17 protein-coding genes are annotated in these 16,225 nt (G+C 67.0%); 15 read left to right on the forward strand and 2 right to left on the reverse strand.

Translation table 11 applies throughout. From position 1 onward, the window contains the following. Window positions 1-51: 51 nt before the first annotated feature. The 10 genes from ODR01_RS20980 (at window position 52) to ODR01_RS21025 (ending at window position 9,957) form a co-directional block, all read left to right on the forward strand. Window positions 52-1,098 carry a Gfo/Idh/MocA family protein gene (locus ODR01_RS20980; protein ID WP_316979661.1) on the forward strand — a complete coding sequence of 349 codons (1,047 nt, stop codon included), beginning with the start codon at window positions 52-54 and terminating at the stop codon, window positions 1,096-1,098. A 321-nt stretch (window positions 1,099-1,419) separates the two neighbouring features. Beyond that, on the forward strand, window positions 1,420-1,896 hold the full coding sequence (locus ODR01_RS20985) for a 4Fe-4S dicluster domain-containing protein (protein ID WP_316979662.1): 477 nt from the start codon (window positions 1,420-1,422) through the stop codon (window positions 1,894-1,896). Window positions 1,897-1,911: 15 nt separating this feature from the next. Further along, window positions 1,912-3,759: an aldehyde ferredoxin oxidoreductase family protein gene (locus tag ODR01_RS20990; RefSeq protein ID WP_316979663.1), complete on the forward strand. Its 1,848-nt coding sequence runs from the start codon at window positions 1,912-1,914 to the stop codon at window positions 3,757-3,759. Window positions 3,760-3,861: 102 nt separating this feature from the next. Further along, window positions 3,862-5,106 carry an NAD(P)/FAD-dependent oxidoreductase gene (locus ODR01_RS20995; protein WP_316979664.1) on the forward strand — a complete coding sequence of 415 codons (1,245 nt, stop codon included), beginning with the start codon at window positions 3,862-3,864 and terminating at the stop codon, window positions 5,104-5,106. 13 nt (window positions 5,107-5,119) lie between these two features. After that, complete coding sequence (locus tag ODR01_RS21000) at window positions 5,120-5,371, forward strand: MoaD/ThiS family protein (RefSeq protein WP_316979665.1); 252 nt, start codon at window positions 5,120-5,122, stop codon at window positions 5,369-5,371. Further along, window positions 5,368-5,661 (forward strand): hypothetical protein, encoded by a 294-nt coding sequence (locus tag ODR01_RS21005; protein ID WP_316979666.1) that lies wholly within the window; start codon window positions 5,368-5,370, stop codon window positions 5,659-5,661. The genes ODR01_RS21000 and ODR01_RS21005 overlap by 4 nt, the downstream gene beginning before the upstream one ends. A gap of 102 nt (window positions 5,662-5,763) precedes the next feature. Beyond that, window positions 5,764-7,056, forward strand: coding sequence for an FAD-dependent oxidoreductase (locus tag ODR01_RS21010; protein ID WP_316979667.1), 1,293 nt, complete (start codon window positions 5,764-5,766; stop codon window positions 7,054-7,056). Window positions 7,057-7,081: 25 nt separating this feature from the next. Then, on the forward strand, window positions 7,082-8,362 hold the full coding sequence (locus tag ODR01_RS21015; RefSeq protein WP_316979668.1) for a TRAP transporter large permease: 1,281 nt from the start codon (window positions 7,082-7,084) through the stop codon (window positions 8,360-8,362). A gap of 36 nt (window positions 8,363-8,398) precedes the next feature. Beyond that, the gene (locus ODR01_RS21020; RefSeq protein ID WP_316979669.1) at window positions 8,399-9,382 is read left to right on the forward strand and encodes a TRAP transporter substrate-binding protein; all 984 of its coding nucleotides are present in this window, start codon (window positions 8,399-8,401) and stop codon (window positions 9,380-9,382) included. A 62-nt stretch (window positions 9,383-9,444) separates the two neighbouring features. After that, complete coding sequence (locus ODR01_RS21025) at window positions 9,445-9,957, forward strand: TRAP transporter small permease (RefSeq protein ID WP_316979670.1); 513 nt, start codon at window positions 9,445-9,447, stop codon at window positions 9,955-9,957. Window positions 9,958-9,975: 18 nt separating this feature from the next. Here ODR01_RS21025 and ODR01_RS21030 read toward each other — a convergent pair whose 3' ends face one another. Together ODR01_RS21030 and ODR01_RS21035 are read right to left on the reverse strand one after the other, a co-directional pair. Beyond that, window positions 9,976-11,013, reverse strand: a complete 1,038-nt coding sequence (locus ODR01_RS21030) for a LacI family DNA-binding transcriptional regulator (RefSeq protein ID WP_316979671.1) — start codon at window positions 11,011-11,013, stop codon at window positions 9,976-9,978. Window positions 11,014-11,210: 197 nt separating this feature from the next. Further along, window positions 11,211-12,188: a dihydrodipicolinate synthase family protein gene (locus tag ODR01_RS21035; protein WP_316979672.1), complete on the reverse strand. Its 978-nt coding sequence runs from the start codon at window positions 12,186-12,188 to the stop codon at window positions 11,211-11,213. Window positions 12,189-12,436: 248 nt separating this feature from the next. On the opposite strand from ODR01_RS21035, the gene ODR01_RS21040 reads away from it, so the two are divergent. The 5 genes from ODR01_RS21040 to ODR01_RS21060 all read left to right on the forward strand — a co-directional run bounded on the left by ODR01_RS21040 (window position 12,437) and on the right by ODR01_RS21060 (window position 16,189). Continuing rightward, window positions 12,437-13,099, forward strand: a complete 663-nt coding sequence (locus ODR01_RS21040; protein ID WP_316979673.1) for a class II aldolase/adducin family protein — start codon at window positions 12,437-12,439, stop codon at window positions 13,097-13,099. Between the two features lie 205 nt (window positions 13,100-13,304). After that, window positions 13,305-13,844, forward strand: coding sequence for a DUF4402 domain-containing protein (locus ODR01_RS21045; protein ID WP_316979674.1), 540 nt, complete (start codon window positions 13,305-13,307; stop codon window positions 13,842-13,844). Between the two features lie 46 nt (window positions 13,845-13,890). Next, window positions 13,891-14,436 (forward strand): DUF4402 domain-containing protein, encoded by a 546-nt coding sequence (locus tag ODR01_RS21050; protein ID WP_316979675.1) that lies wholly within the window; start codon window positions 13,891-13,893, stop codon window positions 14,434-14,436. A gap of 43 nt (window positions 14,437-14,479) precedes the next feature. Then, a complete protein-coding gene (locus ODR01_RS21055) occupies window positions 14,480-15,160 on the forward strand; it encodes a DUF4402 domain-containing protein (protein WP_316979676.1) in 681 nt (226 codons plus the stop codon). Between the two features lie 150 nt (window positions 15,161-15,310). Next, window positions 15,311-16,189, forward strand: coding sequence for a fimbrial biogenesis chaperone (locus ODR01_RS21060; RefSeq protein WP_316979677.1), 879 nt, complete (start codon window positions 15,311-15,313; stop codon window positions 16,187-16,189). Window positions 16,190-16,225: the final 36 nt, after the last annotated feature.

Consider the following 16,225-nt stretch of genomic DNA (forward strand, 5'->3'; position numbering starts at 1 on the left):
CCTCGGGCCCGCGGGCCCGCCGGTTCCGCAAAAGGGGAGGAGATGAGAACCATGGCCGCCAAGCCACGCCTTCGTTTTGCCGTCATCGGGGTCAACCACTACCACATCTTCGGACAGACCCAGTGCCTGCTGGACGCCGGCGCCGAGCTGGCCGCCGTCGATCTGGCCGGCGGCGAGCCGCACATCGTGGCCGGCTTTCGCGACAAGTTCCCGCAGGCGCGCCAGGTTCGAGACAAGGCCGAAATTCTGGAAGACGCCGCCATCCAACTGGTGGTCGGCGCCGCCATCCCTTACCGGCGGGCCGCCCTCGGCATCGAGGTGATGCGCCACGGCAAGGACTACATGACCGACAAGGGCGGCTTCACGACGCTGGAGCAGCTCGACGCCGTGCGCCGGGCGCAGAAGGAGACGGGGCGCATCTATTCGATCTGCTTTTCCGAGCGCTTCGAGAACCGGGCGACGGTGAAGGCCGCCGAACTGGTGCGCGCGGGCGCCATCGGGCGCGTGCTGCAGACGGTCGGCCTGGGGCCGCACGCGCTGCACAACCAGCCGCGCCCCGACTGGTTCTTCCGCCGCGAGCCGACCGGCGGCATCCTGGCCGACATCGCGTCGCATCAGGTCGACCAGTTCCTCTACTTCGCCGGCGCCACCGACGCCGAGGTGGTGGCGAGCCAAGTGGCCAACCACAACAATCCGCAGTACCCGGAATTCGAGGACTTCGGCGACATCGTGCTGGCGGGGGGCGGCGCCACCGGCTACATCCGGGTCGACTGGTTCACGCCGGGCGGGCTGGGGGTGTGGGGCGACGGCCGGCTGTTCGTGCTGGGCACCGAGGGCTACATCGAGCTGCGCAAATACATCGACGTCGCCGGCCGGCCCGGCGCCAACCACCTGATCCTGGTCGACGGCAAGGGAATCCGCCACATCGACTGCAACGACGTGCCGTTGCCCTACGGCGGGCAACTGATCGCCGACGTGCTCGAGCGCACCGAGACGGCGATGGGCCAGGAACACTGCTTCCTGGCCTCCCGCCTGTGCCTGGAAGCCGAGGCGAAGGCGCGCCGCCTGGGCCATCTGGCCGGCGACGCCGGCGCCTGAGCCGCGCCCGGGGATCGCCCACAACCGATCGACGAAAAACATCGGCATGATGTTGCCTGCCAGGGCCTGCCGGCGGGGGCGCGGCTCTCGGCACTTGCCGAACCTCGTCCGGCCACCCTATACTTCGTGACAAAAGCGGCAAAAGAAACAGCCCATGGCCGGTTGGGAGACGGGCCGGGGCGGCAGGCCGTGGGCCGGTAACGGCGCGACCGTTTTTTCGGAGGAAACGACGTTTCGATCCCGTGGCCGACGTCTGCCGGCTCGGGCCACGGCGCATGGAATCCGCCGCGAGACCAACGGTCTGACAGGTAGGAAAAAATCATGCTCAAATCGCTTCACATCGATCCCGGGAAATGTACCCTCTGCATGCAGTGCGAGATGGCCTGCTCGTATGAGAACGAGGGGCTCTTCAATCCGGCGAAGTCGCGGATCAAGGTCTTCGATTTCCACGACCGTTTCGTGCCCTACACCTGTACCCAGTGCGCCGAGGCGTGGTGCATGACCGCCTGCCCGGTCGACGCCATCTCGGTGGATCGGGCCACCGGCGCCAAGGTGGTGTCCGACGACCTGTGCGTGGGGTGCAAGGTGTGCACCATCGCCTGCCCGTTCGGCACCGTGAACTACAACCACGACACCGGCAAGGTCATCAAGTGCGACCTCTGCGGCGGCCAGCCGGCCTGCGCCGAAGCCTGCCCGACCGGGGCCATCGCCTACGTCGATTCCGACTGGACGGGCTACGACAAGATGCGCCGCTGGGCCGGCAAGACCGATTCCGGCGCCGCCCAGGCACATGCGTGAGAGGGGAGAGCGATCATGGGTTGGACACGAAAAGTCCTGCGCGTCAACCTGAGCAAGGGGACGTGCGCGAGCGAGCCGCTTAACATGGAGTGGGCCCAGAAGTACCTGGGCCAGCGGGGCCTGGCCAGCAAGTACCTGGTCGAGGAGGTCAACCCCAAGGTCGACCCCTTGAGCCCCGACAACAAGATGTTCTTCGCCACCGGCCCCCTGACCGGTACCGCCGCCTCGACCGGCGGCCGCTATTCGGTCATCACCAAGGGGGCGCTGACCAACGCCATCGCCTGCTCGAACTCGGGCGGCTATTTCGGCGCCGAGTTGAAGATGGCCGGCTGGGACATGGTCATCGTCGAGGGCAAGGCCAAGAAGCCGGTCTACCTGCTGATCCAGGACGACAAGGCGGAAGTGCGCCCGGCCGACCACCTGTGGGGCAAGTCGGTGTGGGAGACCGACGCCCTGCTCAAGGCCGAGCACCACGAGCCGCAGATGCGCATCAGCGCCATCGGCCGTGCCGGCGAGGCCGGCGTCATGTACGCCTGCATCGTCAACGACCTGCATCGCGCCGCCGGCCGCTCCGGGGTCGGCGCCGTCATGGGCTCGAAGAATTTGAAGGCGGTGGCGGTGCGCGGCACCCAGGGCGTCAAGGTCCATGACTTCCCGAAGTTCATGCAGGCGGTCACCGCCGGCAAGAAGGTGCTGGCCGCCAACGCGGTGACCGGCCAGGGCCTGCCGGCCTATGGCACCCAGGTCCTGATGAACGTCATCAACGAGACCGGGGCGCTGCCGACCCGCAACCACCGCGACGTGCAGTTCGAGGGGGCGGGGCGCATTTCGGCCGAGGCGATGCGCGAGAAGCGGGTCACCGACGGCAAGGCCAACTTGGTGCGCAACCAGGCCTGCTTCGGCTGCACCATCGCCTGCGGGCGCATCTCGCAGATCGACAAGACCCACTTCACGGTGGCCAACAATCCCAAGTACTGGGGAGCGCAGGGCGGCCTGGAGTACGAGGCGGCCTGGGCGCTGGGCGCCGCCACCGGGGTCGACGACCTCGAGGCCCTGACCTACGCCAATTATCTTTGCAACGAGCAGGGCATGGACCCCATCACCTTCGGCACCACGGTCGGCGCCGCCATGGAACTTTTCGAGATGGGGGTCATCACCACCAAGCAGACCGGCGGGCTGGAGCTGAAGTTCGGCTCGGCCGAGACGCTGACCAAGCTGGCCGAACTGACCGGCATGGGCGAGGGTTTCGGGAAGGAAATCGGCCTGGGCTCCAAGCGGCTCACCGAGAAGTACGGCCATCCCGAGCTCTCCATGTCGGTCAAGGGCCAGGAATTCCCGGCCTACGACGGGCGCGGCATCCAGGGCATCGGGCTCGCCTACGCCACCTCGAACCGCGGCGCCTGCCATCTGCGCGGCTACACCATCGCCTCGGAAATCCTCGGCATCCCCGAGAAGACCGACCCCCTGGCCAGCGACGGCAAGGCCGGCCTGGTCAAGGCCTTCCAGGACGCCACCGCCGCCGTCGATTCCTCGGGGCTGTGCGTCTTCACCACCTTCGCCTGGACGCTCGACGACATCGCGCCCCAGATCGACGGCGCCTGCGAGGGGGGCTGGACGGCGGCCCGCCTGCTCGAGATGGGCGAGCGCATCTGGAACATGGAGCGCCGCTTCAACCTCGACGCCGGCTTCACCGCCAAGGACGACACCCTGCCCAAACGCCTGCTCAAGGAGGCGGCCAAGACCGGGCCCGCCAAGGGCAAGGTCAACGACCTGGGCAAGATGCTGCCCGAGTACTACAAGCTGCGCGGCTGGTCGCCCGAGGGCGTGCCGACCAACGAAACGGTCACCCGGCTTGCCCTCTAGGGGAAGGACGCTGGGCGTCGATCACTCAGGCCCTCTCCGCCCCCGGGGGCGGAGAGGGGAAATGGCGGCGAGCTTCGTAATCCTGCCTCCAGGGAGGAACCCATGCGCTATGTGCTGATCGGCGCCGGCCCGGCCGGCGTGGTGGCCGCCGAAACGCTCCGCAAGGCCGATCCCGAGGGCGACATCCTGCTCTTGGGCGACGAGCCGGAGCCGCCCTATTCGCGGATGGCGCTGCCCTATTTCCTGGTCGGCACCATCGACGAGGCGGGAACCTATCTTCGCAAATCCGAGACCCATTACGACGAACTCGGCATCGCGTTCCGCCACGCCCGCGCGCTTAAGATCGACCCGGCGGGCAAGACGGTGGCGCTGGAGGGCGGTGAGAGCGTCCCCTACGACCGCCTGATGATCGCCACCGGTTCCAGCACCGTAACCCCGCCGGTGCCCGGCATCGGGCTTCCCGGCGTCCATCCCTGCTGGACGCTGGCCGATTCGCGCGAAATCGCGCGCCGCGCCACGCCCGACAGCCGGGTGGTGCTGATGGGGGCCGGCTTCATCGGCTGCATCGTGCTGGAGTCCCTGATCAAGCGCGGCGTCAAGCCGACCGTGGTGGAAATGGCCGACCGCATGGTGCCGCGCATGATGAACGCGGCGGCCGGCGGCCTGATCAAGAAGTGGTGCGCCACCAAGGGCATCGAGGTGCTGACCTCGACCAAGGTCACCGCCATCGAGGACACCGGCGAGGCCCGCGATCCGCTGCGCGTGATGTTGGACAAGGGCGCGCCGCTGCGCGCCGCCCTGGTGGTGGTGGCGACCGGCGTGCGCCCCAACATCGCCTTCCTCGACGGCAGCGGGATCGAGACCGACTTCGGAATCCGCGTCGATTCCCACCTGAAAAGCAGCGCGGACGGCGTCTATGCGGCGGGCGACGTCGCCCAGGGGCCCGATTTCATGGGCGGCTGGTCGGTCCACGCCATCCAGCCGACGGCGGTCGAGCACGGCCGCATCGCCGCCTTGAACATGGCCGGCGGCAATGCCAGCTACCACGGCAGTCTGGCCATGAACGTGCTCGACACCGCCGGCCTGGTCTCCAGTTCCTTCGGGCAGTGGCAGGGGGTGGAGGGCGGAGAGTCGGTGGAGCGCATGGACGAGGAGCGCTTCCGCTACACCCGTCTGGAGTTCGACGGCGAGCACCTGGTCGGCGCCATCTGCCTGGGCCGGACCGACCAGATCGGCATGCTGCGCGGCCTCATCCAGTCGCGGGTCAGGCTGGGCGACTGGAAGGCCCGGCTGATGGAGGACCCGCAGCGGATTTCCGAGGCCTATGTGGCCTCCACCCAGAAATGAGCGGGACGGCGCGATGAAGGTCAAGGTCAAGCTGTTCGCCCTGCTCGAGGACTACCTGCCGGCGGGGGCCCGCAACAACGAGGTCGAATTGGAAGTGGTCGACGGCACCACGGCGGCGGCCATCGTCAAGCGGCTCAACCTGCCGGCCGAGCTGTGCCATCTGGTGCTGCTCAACGGCAACTATCTGGAGCCCGGGGTGCGCGGCTCCCATCCGCTGGCCGCCGACGACGTGCTGGCCATCTGGCCGCCGATCGCCGGCGGGTGAACGGGCCCGTCACCATCGAGAAGGAGATGGGGATCACCCATGCCGAGTTCTTCCGGGTGATCGGGCGCGCGCTGGCCGGCCGGCCGCACGTCATCAAGGGCAATCGCGTCCATATCACCGAGGACGGCCGCAGCCTCGACATCGCGCTTTCCGAGGAGACGGAGCGCCGCATCGCCATGATCGCGCTGCCCATCACCCGCGTACGCCTGGTCTTCACCGGCTATGGCGAGGCCGAGGCGGCCGAAGCTTTGGCCGCCTTCGACCGCTGGTTCCAGCGCGGCGGCGGCTGAGGCGTTTTCGCGCGGCCGGCATACCATGCTTAACGCGCGATTGCTAACGCGCGTAAATTTCCCTAATATTGGATAGGGGAAAATCGGCTGCGGGCGGTTTGGATGAAAATGCGGCGGGAAAAAAAGGTCGACGTCCTTGTCGTCGGCGGCGGCCCTGCGGGAATCGGCGCGGCGATTTCGGCAGCGCGCAATGGGGCGCACGTCCTGTTGGCGGAACGCTATTTCTTCCTGGGCGGCATGGGCACGCTCTCGCTGGTCGCCGGCCTGTACACCCAGTGGTCGGGCGAACGACGCATCCTGGGCGGCATCGTCCGAGAACTGATGGACTCGCTGATCCGGCGCGGGGAGGCGAGAGAGATTTGCGTGCCGATGTCGGCGTCTCCAGGCGTCAGTTCGTCGCGGACCGAAATCAACCCGGAAGCCTACAAGTACCTGGTTGAGCAAAGAGCCGTCGAGGCCGGGGTGGAGCTTCTTTACGGTGCCCTGTTTTCCGATGTGCGGATGGAAGGCGACCGGGTTGTCGGCGCCGTCCTGGAAACCAAGTCGGAAACCTGGGAGGTCGATGCGCGCGTCGTCGTCGATTGCACCGGCGACGGCGACGTCGCGGCGTTCGCCGGCGCCCGCTTCGACAAGGGAGAGCGCGAAAGCGGCACTCTGCAGCCGATTTCCATGCTTTTTCTTGCCGGCAATGTGGACGTCGAACGGGTCTTCGCCTTCTGGGCGAGCGAAGAAGCGCCACGTCGCCTGCGCGCGGCCTGCGCCCGCGGCGAGATCCCGATGCCGTCGATGGCCCTGCACAACCCGGGGTGGCAGCGCGACATCATCGTTTCGATGTCGCGGACGGCGTGCGACGCCACGGATTCCCTCGACCTGACCAGGGGCCAGATCGCCGCCCGCGAGCAGATCCACCGCGTTTTCGAGTTTCTCAAGGTCAACTTCCCGGGATTCGAGCACGCGTACATGGTCGCGTCGTCGACCCAGGTCGGCGTGCGAGAGACGCGGCGGATCGTCGGCCGTTACACGCTGACCCGCGAGGATGTCATCGAGACCCGGCCGTTCCCCGATGCGATCGCGCTGGGGGCCTATCCCATCGACATTCACCGGGCCGAGCAGAATGACGTCTTCTTCGAACAGGTGGCGCGCGGCGACGCTTACGGCGTACCCTACCGCTGTCTGGTCCCTGCCGATGTCGAAGGGCTGCTGGTGGCTGGGCGCTGCGTTTCGGCGACGCGCGAGGCGTTGGGTGCCATTCGCGTCCAGTTGATGTGCATGGCCATGGGCGAAGCCGCCGGCGCGGCGGCGGCGCTGTGCAGCCGCGAAGCCGTACAGCCCGGCAGCCTCGACCCCGCTCTCTTGCGTCGCGCCCTGCGGGCCCAAGGGGCGATTCTGGACTAGAAGCCACATGTAGCGGAGCGGCCCGATGGCCCTGCTGGTTCTTTTCATCGTTTTCCTCTTTCTCATGATCATCGGAGCACCGGTGGCCATTGCCATGGGAATCGCCTCGATCTGCTACCTGGCGGTTTCCGATCTGCAATCGACCATCATCGTCGTGCGCATGGTCGACAGTCTCGACGGGCTGACCCTGCTGGCGATTCCATTCTTTGTTCTGGCCGGCGAAATCATGAACCAGGGCGGGCTCACCGAGCGGTTGTTCGGGTTCGCCAGCAAGCTCATCGGTCACGTGCGCGGCGGCTTGGCCCACGTCAATATTCTGGCCAGCATGTTCTTCGCCGGCATTTCCGGTTCGGCCGTCGCCGATGCCGCCGGTTTGGGCCGTATCGAGATCAAGGCGATGACCAACGCCGGCTACAAGCCCGCGTTCAGCGCGGCGTTGACGGCGGCATCGAGCTGCATCGGCCCCATCATCCCGCCGTCGATCCTGATGGTGGTCTACGGAACGATGACCGACGTCTCGATTCCGGCGCTGTTCATCGGCGGGGTCGTTCCGGGCGTCCTGCTGGGGGTCGCCATGATGATCTATGTGGCGATGATCGCCGGCCGCGAGGGCTTCCCGCGCCAGCCACGCGCCCGGCTCGTCGAGGTCTTCCGCAGTTTCCTGCAAAACATCCTGGCCCTGGGAACCCCGGTGGTGGTGCTTGCCGGGCTGGTCTTCGGTATCGTGACGCCGACCGAAGCCGGCGCCGTCGCGGTCATCTACTCGCTGCTCGTCGCGATCGTCTACGGCGATTTCGACATCCGTTCGGCGGGCCGGATTCTCGAGGAGTCCCTGGTCTCGACGGCGCAAATCCTGTTCATCATGTCGTGTTCGGCCCTGTTCGGCTGGCTGGTCACGACGGAACAGGTCCCCGAAATGCTGGCCCAGGTGTTCAAGGCCTCGCCCTTCGGCCAGGCGGCGTTCCTGATGGCCACGAACGTCATCCTGCTGTTCATGGGCACCTTCATGAGCCTGACGGCGATCCTCGTCATCTTCACGCCGGCCCTGCTCGAGATGGCCCTGGCCTTGGGCGTCGATCCCGTGCATCTCGGCATCGTCATGGTGCTGAACCTGACCATCGGCGTCATCACCCCGCCGCTCGGCTGGTGCCTCTACATCGTGACCGAGATCGCCGAGATCAAATTCGTCGAGACGGCACGAGCCATCATCCCGTTCCTCATCCCGTTGGTGCTGGTGCTGCTGCTCGTCACCTATGTCCCGGCCTTCGTGTTGTGGCCGGTGGATTGGATTCTTTCCGCCAATTGATGCGTTTGGTTCGAACGAAGTACAGGGAGGATATCGATGAAGAATTTCACGTGGAAACTGGCCGCTGCAACCGTCGCCGTCGGATTGCTGGCGGCCAACCCCGCCGCCGCGGCGACCAAGCTGCGGCTGTCTTGCCCAAGTGCGATGAACAATCCAACCTGCATGCCGGCCGAGGTGTTCGCCAAGGAAGCCGAACGGTTGACCAACGGGTCGCTTGCCATCCAGATCTTCCCGTCGGGCCAACTCGGCAAGGCCAAAGAGGCGATCCAGCAGATGCAGGCCGGGATCATCGACATCGTCGTCGAATCCCTGGAAAACTACACCGCCTACGTGAAGGACCTGAATATCATCGGCTGGGGCTTCGCCTTCCGTGACGCCGACCATTTCAACACCTTCCTCGGATCGCCGGCCGGCGACGCCATCTTCGCGGAGATGGACACGAAGCACGGCATGGTCTTCCTGGCCCGCAACTGGCGGAAACTGCCGCGTGTGGTCGTCTCCACCAAACCGATCTTCACGCCGGAAAATCTGACGGGACTGAAATTCCGCGTCCCCAGCATCCCGACCTACATCAAGACGTGGCAGACCCTCGGCGCCAACCCGTCCCAGGTGGCCTGGGCGGACACCTTCCAGGCCCTGAAGACCGGAGTGGTCGACGCCATGGAATCGCCCTTCGATTCGGTTGCGGCGCAGAAGTTCCATGTCGCCGCCCCGTACGTGACGATGACCAATCACGTCTTCACCGCCATCACGCTGGCCTTCAATGCCAAGAAGTTCCATGGCCTGTCGCAGGACGAGCAGGCGGCGCTCCGGACGGCGGCGGACAAGGCGTCCGAGTATTCGGTCGCCCTCGCCCGCGACAGCTCGGGCGACATCGCCAAGACGGTCATGGACGACGGCGGCTACATCATCACGCTCAAGCCCTCGGCATTCCAAAAGAAGCTGCGCGCCGCCACCGACGAGCAGGAAGCCGCAGGCATGTGGAGAAAGGGCCTTTTCGCGGAAATCCAAAAGATGTAAGGCCCGGCGCGTCCCAAGGATGGCGCCATCGATCGATTTGCAACGCCGGCAGGAGACCCGCCATGATCCATCGCCTTGACAAACTGCTGGGCGCCCTTTGCCGGGTCTACCTCCTGGCGTCGCAGATCCTTTTGACCGGACTGGTCCTGCTGGTCGGCATCCAGGTGGTTCTCCGCTATGCCACCAGCAGGTCCATTCTCGGCCTGGAGGAATGGACATCGCTGATGTTCGTATGGCTGGTCTTCCTGATGTCCGCCGTCCTCCATCGCCGCAAGCGCCACATCACGATCACCGCCGCCGTGGATATCTTCCCCCAACGGATGCGGACATACGCCGACGGATTGATCGGCGTGGCGACCATCGCGTTCTGCGTGGCCGTCTTCGTTCAGCTGCACAACATCTGGCCCTATCTGCTTCACGCGACGATGATCTACGAGATTCCCGAGGCCGCCTTCAAGCTGAGCCTGGCCGTCGGCCTCGGCTCCATCATGCTTCAGGAAATCGTCAACGTCGCCTCGGCGGCCCGCCGATTGCGCCAGCCGGACGAACCCGCGCCATCGGCCCCGACGCATTGATAGTCCGCGGCCGGGCGGTCAATCCCGGGCAAGGGGCCGGGTCGTTCCGCCGACCACGAAATCGCATGGCACCAGGATTCGCCGAAAGCCCTCGGCCCGTCCCTCGACGCGCTCGATCAAGCGGTCGAACGCGATCCTACCCAGCGTCGCGCGGTCGAGCCGAACCCGCGACGCCGTCGTGAAAAACTCGTCGTCGTCGTCGGTCACCAGGAAAACGACGGAAAGATCGTCCGGCACCCGGACGCGGCCCTCCGCGGCCATGCCACGAACCGCCGGCAGCATCCGCCGGTCCGCACAAATCAGGGCGGTCGCGCCATGTTGGCGAAGCGCCCGTTCGAGGCTCGCCGCCGAGTCCACGACCGGCCCGCAAAGCACCTCGAGGGTTGCGTCCCGCATCCGGCCGACCGCCGTTTCGGCGCCCGCCAGCCGATCGCGAATGAATTCGGTGTCAAGGGCGTCGGCTGCGAAAGCCAGCCGCCGATGACAGCCGTCGAGCAGGTGGGTCGTCGCGTCGATCGCCGCCCGGGTATGGTCGTGCACGACGGTATCGATCCGGTCGTTGGCAATCCGGGTCCGGCCGATGAGGACAAAAGGGTAGTTCTCGCCGAGCAGACGTTCCAGCCCCTCTGGATCGGGATCGGTGCCGATGAAGACGGTGCCGTCGGCCAGACGGAGGGAGTTCATGCCGCCACGATAGATCGCCCGGTCGCGCCCCGTTCCGCCGCGGGTGAACAGCAGGAGATCGAAGTCCCTCTCGCAGGCCCGCCGTTCGATGCCGAACAGATAGGGATGATGAAAGTCTTCCTGCCCGTAGCGAAAGGTCTCCTCGAACGTGAAGAACCCGACGATCCGGTTGCGCCCCGAGGCCAGCATCTGGGCGACCGGATTGGGCGCATACCCCAGTTCCCGGGCCGCCGCCAGCACCCTCCGGCGCGTTCCCTCGCTGATGGGCACGCGGCCGTCCTGTTTGTTCAGAACCAGCGAAACGGTTCCGCGCGAAACGCCGGCCAGATCGGCCACATCGACTTGAGTCGGGCGTTTCGGCGGCTGCGCCATGGTTCCGGCACTTTCCCTTCCTGCATGCCCCGGCCACGTGCCGCCGGCCGGCTCTTCACGTCGGATCAAACCACCGCCCACCATAGCAGGGCGATTGACGCGCGTTAACCGGCGAAAAGCAAGGCGTCGTCTTCCTCGACCGCCTCGTGGGCTCCCTGCCATTCGTCGATCTTGACGGCCGCCAAGCGGCGGCGGGTTTACGCCGTCGGCGTCCACCTCCCGGAAGCGGTCTTTTCCCAGCCCAACGCCTGCATGCGGCGCTCGCCGCGGGCGATCAGCCAATCGATCTCCTCGATGTCGGTGGCGTCCAGCTTGGGCGCCGTCTGGCGGATCTTGGGGGTGCGCAGGAGCCCGCGCCGCCACAGGACATGCTTGCGCACGCGGATGCCCAGGCCCGGCTGCACCTCCTGGCAGATCATCGGCAGGTGGGCGTCGAACAGATCCGTCGCCCCCTCGAAGTCGCCCTTGGCCGCCATCCGGTAGATGCCGACCAGCACCTCCGGGTAGCTGAAGCCGGTGGCCAGGCCGTCGGCCCCGCGGCGCAGCGCCGGGCCGGCGTAGATGCCGCTGTTGGCGACCATCAGGGTGGGGGTCGGCCCCCGCCACTCGGCCAAGCCCTGGCGCAGGCGGCTGATCTTGCCCAGCACCGGGTTGTCCTCGACCTTGAGCGAGACGATCTGCGGGTACTCGCGGGCCAGCGTCAGCATCAGGGGAACCGACATGTAGACGTCGTTGAACGGCGGATAGTCCTGGAAGAACACCGGCACGTCGGGGCCGATCGCCTTCATCTGGCGGGCCACCGCGGTGTGGATCTGCTCGTCGGTGCGCGCGCCGCGGGGCGGCGCCACCATCAGCCCGGCGGCCCCTTCCTCCATGGCCTGGCGGCTGAGATGGCCCAAGTCGCGCAGCGTCAGGTTGCCGGTGCCCAGGATGACCGGGATGCGCCCGGCGGTCCGGGCCACGGTGCGGCCGAGGATGGTCATGCCCTCCTCGGCCGTCAGCATCGCCGCCTCGCCGAAGATGCCGAGCACGATCAGGCCGTGGACGCCGCACTCGACATAGAAGTCGACCAGGCGTTCGAAGGTCTCGATGTCGAGGTCGCCGTTGTCCAGGAACGGCGTCGGGCAGATGGGGAAGACGCCCTTGATGACGGGAGTCGCGCGGGCTGGGACCATGGCCGGATATTCCTTGCGTCCAATATGCGAGATCGGGCAAACGCCAGGCCGGCCCCGGTCGGGGACCCGGCCTGTCGGGCGAGATCTAGCATTGTCGGGGCCTTCCGTACACGGCCGGCCATTCCGTCAGGCGAAATTTCCTTGGGCCGGCAACCGGCGCCGGTTCCGCGCGGAAGGGCTCCCCTCGCGGCGGGGGGTGCGCTACAACGACGGAAGAAACCTCCGTGCCGCGGGAAGGGAGCGCCGCCATGCCGACCGATCCATACCGGGAACTGCGCCGGGCCGTCGTCGAGACCTGCCGGCGCATGAACGCCATCGGCGTCAACCAGGGCACCGTGGGCAACGTCAGCGTCCGCGGCGGGGACGGCTTCCTGATTTCGCCGACCGGCGTGCCCTACGACCGTCTGGCCCCCGAACAGGTCGTCGCCATGGACCTCGGCGGCGGTTGGTCGGGCGACTGGCGCCCATCGTCGGAATGGCGCATCCATGCCGCCGTCTATGGCGCCCGTCCCGAGGCCGGCGCCGTGATCCACACCCACGCGCCGCACGCCACCGCGCTTTCCTGCCTCAGGCGGGATATCCCCGCCTTCCACTACATGATGGCGGTGGCCGGCGGCGCGTCGCTGCGCTGCGCCGAGTACGCCACCTACGGCACGCCGGAACTGGCCGCCAACATGCTGCGCGCGCTCGAGGACCGCACCGCCTGCCTGCTCGCCAACCACGGGGCGGTCGGCTTCGCCCCCGGCCTCGAGGCGGCGCTGGCCCTGATGGCCGAGGTCGAAAACCTGTGCCGCCAATACATCCTGGCCCGCCAGGCCGGCGAGCCGGTCATCCTGGACGCCGCCGAGATGACGCGGGTGCTGGAAATCTTCAAGACCTACGGCAGGCAGGACCTCCCCGCACCCCGCTGAGCCATGACCGGCGGCAATACAACGATCGGGTAGTAACCGCACTATTTACATGGATAAAATTTTAAGTTAATTGTCTGCGATTGGGGATCTCCGGAGGGGGACCACGCCTGATAGCGTACGGAGCCGGACGACGGATTCGACACACGAATCCGACGGGTGGTCTTTGTCCGTAGACATCCAGAATCATCAAGGGGGAGAAACGGTAATGCGTTTGCTCGAGGGAAAATCTGTTTGGAATTGTATCGCGAGGCGGGCGGCGGCGGCGTTGGCCGGCATCGCCCTGGCCTCGATGGCCGCCACGGCGGCCCATGCCCAGGCCAGCGCGACGGCATCGACCGGCGCCAGCGTGACGATCGCCGATCCGATCGCGATCACCAAGACGGCCGATCTGTCGTTCGGCACCGTCGTCCCGTCGGCCTCGGCGGGCACCGTGGCGGTCTCCACCGGCGGCGTCCGCTCGGTGAGCGGCGGCGTCTCCGAACTGGCCGGCACCATCACCGCCGCGGCCTACCGCGTGGCGGGTTACGGCAACAGCGCCTACAACATCGCCCTGCCCGCCTCGGTCTCGCTGACCGGAGCCGGAACCGCGATGACGGCCGACAACTTCGTCAGCAGCGTGGGCACCTCGGCCACGCTCAGCGGCGGAAGCGGCAGCTTTTCCGTCGGTGCCACGCTCAATGTCGGCGCCAATCAGGCGCCGGGCACCTACACCGGCACCTTCAACGTGACGGTCGCCTACAACTGAACCGGCGCGGCGACGCCCGCCGGGCGTCGCCGCCCACCGCCCCATCATGCCAATGCTCGAAGATCCATCGGGACCGTCGCCGGCCCCCTGCCGTGGAGGGCGCCTCGCATGGCGGGGCGCCAGGACCGTTCTCGCGGCTGCGATCCTGCTGATTGCGGGAACGGCCGGAGCCTGGGAAGACGACAAGTGCCAGAACTTCCGGGCGGAGCAGGACCTTGCGTTCGGGGTCGTCGCCGGCGGCACCACCACGCAGGGTTTGGTGACCATCCACCCCGCCACCGGCAACGTGACGACAAGCGGTGGCGTCACATTCTTCGGCGGGGACGCGCATCCCGCCGTCTTCTCGGGACAGGCGCACGGCTCGGCCCAACATTGCACCGTCACCCTCGCCCTGCCGGGGAGCGTGACCCTGCGCGGCCGCGGCCGGACGCTCACCCTCAACCAGTTCACGGTGCACCCCGCCTCCATCAGGCTTTCCAAGCGGCGGCAGTTTTCCTTCAATGTCGGCGCCACGCTGAGCGTCCCCGCCGGCTTGCCGCCCGGCATCTACTGGGGCCATATTACGGCAACCGCCATTTTCACCCACTGCTAGGCTGGCGATGCGCGCCTTCCCTTCCGCAACCAAAACCGCCCGCATGGCCTTGCTGGCCGGTTTTCTCGGCGCGCTGGGCGCCGGGTGCGGATCGGCGGCGGCGGCGCAGGCGGTCAGCACCGTGTCGGTCACCATTACCGGGCCGGTCAGCGCCGTCTCGCTGGCGACCGGAATCCGCTTCTCTACCATCGGCCTGCCCGGCGCCTACAGGAACTTCGCCGGAACGGACGAGTCGCGGCAGACCTTCGGCGTCGACGGCACCGGCAACATCGCGGTTTCGACGGACGGCCTGCAAGCCGGAAGCGGCAACGTGCCCGGCTCCTTCGTGGTCAGCGGCGACCGCGGCCAGGTCTTTTCCATCTCGCTGCCGCAAAAGGTGATCCTTGACGTCGACGGCACCCTTCTGGAGCTTCGGGCGTTCCGGCACAGCGGCGGAAACACGCCCAGCACCGGCCCCGACGGCACCGTCTCCATCGCCTTCACCGCCGACGTCAACCGCGATCAGCTGGAAATCTTCCAGCACATCGCCATGACATCGACCGACGCCGGCGTCATCTATCTGGAGATTCCGCCGGATGCCATTGCCGCGCAGGGCATCGCGGTCGCCGGAGACGACGGGGAGACGCCGCTCCAACCCCAGTGGATCGCCGCCCGCCGCCCCGTTCCCTTCGGAACGCCCGATGAACTGGATAAATTGATCTTTGTTTTGATTTCCTATAATTAACTTGTGGGCGAGGGATGATCAGACGTTTCCGCCTCGCAGCAAGAATTCGGCGAAACGGAACCTGTACGACGTCGTCGAACGTCTGACAAATGACTATCCGGCGGGGGATCGGCCAAAAAAATTACCCCGCCATGTGGGGGGAGCTTACCAATGAAGGCAAATTTCCGGATCGGGCACCGGCGGCTGGCCGGGCGCCTTCTTCTTGCCGCCGCCGTCGCCTGTCCGCTCGTCCTTGCCGCCGTGACCGGCGCCGTCGCCCAGGGATTCGGCGATCTCATCGTCACGCCGACCCGCCTGGTCTTCGAGGGCCGCGACACGACCGATCAGGTCCTGCTGTCGAACCGCGGCTCGGAAACGGCGACGTTCCGCATTTCCATGACCCAGATGGCGATGGACGAGGACGGCAACCTGAAGGAAACCGACACGCCGCCGTCGGGTCTCAAGAACGCGAGCGAATTGTTGCGCTTCGCCCCCCGCCAGGTGGTGATCGCGCCGGGCGGCACCCAGGTGGTCAGGTTGACGCTGCGCAAGCCGCAGGATCTGGCCGACGGCGAATACCGCACGCACCTCTTCCTGCGCGCCGTGCCGCCGGAAAACCGCGGGACCGCCATCGCGGCCAGCCCGGGCGGCACCGGCGAGATGAGCATCGAACTGATCCCCATTTTCGGCATTTCGCTGCCGGTGATCGTGCGGCACGGCAACGTGCCGGCGGCGGAAGCGCGGCTGAGCGACGTGACCCTGGAGCCGGGCGAGAAGGGCTCGGTCGTTCGCGCGACGATTCAGCGCAAGGGCGTCGGCTCGCTTTTCGGGGACGTCGTCCTGCGCTATCTGCGGGACGGGTCGGAACCGCTGGTGGTCGGCGAAATCTCGCGCCTTGCCGTCTATCCCGAAATCGGCCAGCGCCGCATCGTCGTGCCGGTCGCCCCGCCCGAGGGCGTGGTCCTGGCGAAGGGGCGGCTGGAAGTCGTCTATCAGGCGGCGACCGAGGCCCGCGCACCGTTGGCCAGCGCGGTGATCGATGTGAAATAGCCCCGCGCACGGGGTTTCCCTGTGCGGCGGTGTGCG

Origin of the sequence: Shumkonia mesophila (assembly GCF_026163695.1) — a bacterium.
GTDB classification, from domain to species: Bacteria; Pseudomonadota; Alphaproteobacteria; order Rhodospirillales; family Shumkoniaceae; genus Shumkonia; species Shumkonia mesophila.

What these genes read in the sequence shown, in the direction of transcription:
- ODR01_RS20980 (WP_316979661.1), top strand. Translation starts at nt 52, where the DNA reads ATGGCCGCCAAGCCACGCCTTCGTTTTGCCGTCATCGGGGTCAACCAC.
- ODR01_RS20985 (WP_316979662.1), top strand. Translation starts at nt 1,420, where the DNA reads ATGCTCAAATCGCTTCACATCGATCCCGGGAAATGTACCCTCTGCATG.
- ODR01_RS20990 (WP_316979663.1), top strand. Translation starts at nt 1,912, where the DNA reads ATGGGTTGGACACGAAAAGTCCTGCGCGTCAACCTGAGCAAGGGGACG.
- ODR01_RS20995 (WP_316979664.1), top strand. Translation starts at nt 3,862, where the DNA reads ATGCGCTATGTGCTGATCGGCGCCGGCCCGGCCGGCGTGGTGGCCGCC.
- ODR01_RS21000 (WP_316979665.1), top strand. Translation starts at nt 5,120, where the DNA reads ATGAAGGTCAAGGTCAAGCTGTTCGCCCTGCTCGAGGACTACCTGCCG.
- ODR01_RS21010 (WP_316979667.1), top strand. Translation starts at nt 5,764, where the DNA reads ATGAAAATGCGGCGGGAAAAAAAGGTCGACGTCCTTGTCGTCGGCGGC.
- ODR01_RS21015 (WP_316979668.1), top strand. Translation starts at nt 7,082, where the DNA reads ATGGCCCTGCTGGTTCTTTTCATCGTTTTCCTCTTTCTCATGATCATC.
- ODR01_RS21020 (WP_316979669.1), top strand. Translation starts at nt 8,399, where the DNA reads ATGAAGAATTTCACGTGGAAACTGGCCGCTGCAACCGTCGCCGTCGGA.
- ODR01_RS21025 (WP_316979670.1), top strand. Translation starts at nt 9,445, where the DNA reads ATGATCCATCGCCTTGACAAACTGCTGGGCGCCCTTTGCCGGGTCTAC.
- ODR01_RS21030 (WP_316979671.1), bottom strand. Translation starts at nt 11,013, where the DNA reads ATGGCGCAGCCGCCGAAACGCCCGACTCAAGTCGATGTGGCCGATCTG.
- ODR01_RS21035 (WP_316979672.1), bottom strand. Translation starts at nt 12,188, where the DNA reads ATGGTCCCAGCCCGCGCGACTCCCGTCATCAAGGGCGTCTTCCCCATC.
- ODR01_RS21040 (WP_316979673.1), top strand. Translation starts at nt 12,437, where the DNA reads ATGCCGACCGATCCATACCGGGAACTGCGCCGGGCCGTCGTCGAGACC.
- ODR01_RS21045 (WP_316979674.1), top strand. Translation starts at nt 13,305, where the DNA reads ATGCGTTTGCTCGAGGGAAAATCTGTTTGGAATTGTATCGCGAGGCGG.
- ODR01_RS21050 (WP_316979675.1), top strand. Translation starts at nt 13,891, where the DNA reads ATGCCAATGCTCGAAGATCCATCGGGACCGTCGCCGGCCCCCTGCCGT.
- ODR01_RS21055 (WP_316979676.1), top strand. Translation starts at nt 14,480, where the DNA reads ATGGCCTTGCTGGCCGGTTTTCTCGGCGCGCTGGGCGCCGGGTGCGGA.
- ODR01_RS21060 (WP_316979677.1), top strand. Translation starts at nt 15,311, where the DNA reads ATGAAGGCAAATTTCCGGATCGGGCACCGGCGGCTGGCCGGGCGCCTT.